General features: G+C 70.8%; 1 protein-coding gene. It reads right to left on the bottom strand.

Translation table 11 applies throughout. The annotated features are described in order from the left end of the window. Positions 1 to 2: 2 nt before the first annotated feature. On the bottom strand, positions 3 to 635 hold the full coding sequence (locus F6Q13_RS19265) for a class I SAM-dependent methyltransferase (RefSeq protein WP_293059929.1): 633 nt from the start codon (positions 633 to 635) through the stop codon (positions 3 to 5). Between the last annotated feature and the right edge of the window lie 19 nt (positions 636 to 654).

The raw sequence follows: 654 nt of genomic DNA, 5'->3' as shown, positions 1-654 counted from the left end.
GCTCAGGGTAGTGGGCGGCGCTGGGCACGCACGAGCCAGAACGCCATCTCGGTCACCGTGGCGTCCTCTTCCCGGCGCACCGTCGACGGCTCCAGCGACACGATGTCCCAGCCCGCCCCGCCGAGGACCTCGCGCAGTGTGTGCTCGGACACCGCCGGGCGCGGCCACCGCGGGTCAGGCGGGTTGGCGTCGCTGAAACAGCTCATCAGCAGCGTCGCACCGGCTCTGGTGGCCCGGTGCACCGCGGCCGCGTAGCGGCGCTTCCCGTCGTCGTCGAGGGTGTGGAACATCCCGGAGTCGATCACGGTGTCGAACGCGTCACGGTAGCCCTCCAGCCTGGTGGCGTCGGCCACCGCGAACGTCACGGTCACCCGGGCATCCGCGGCGCGGCGTTCGGCGGTGATCAGCGCGGTCGGGGAGATGTCGAGCCCGGTGACCGTGAAGCCTTGCCGGGCAAGGTAGACGGCGTTGTCGCCGAGCCCGCAGCCGATGTCGAGCACGTCGCCGTGAATCAGCCCCTGCTCGTACCAGCCGACGACGCTTTCCTTGGGAGCCTTGGTATCCCACGGCGGCGTCGTCACCGCCGGCATGCCCTCGCCCGGGCTCTCGCCACGGTAGAGGGCATCGAAATCGATGCGGGGGAAACCCTCGGTG

The organism is Mycobacterium sp. (assembly GCF_008709575.1).
GTDB lineage: Bacteria > Actinomycetota > Actinomycetes > Mycobacteriales > Mycobacteriaceae > Mycobacterium.
Note: the sequence above shows the minus strand (reverse complement) of the source record. Positions and strands in the feature narration are given on the sequence as shown.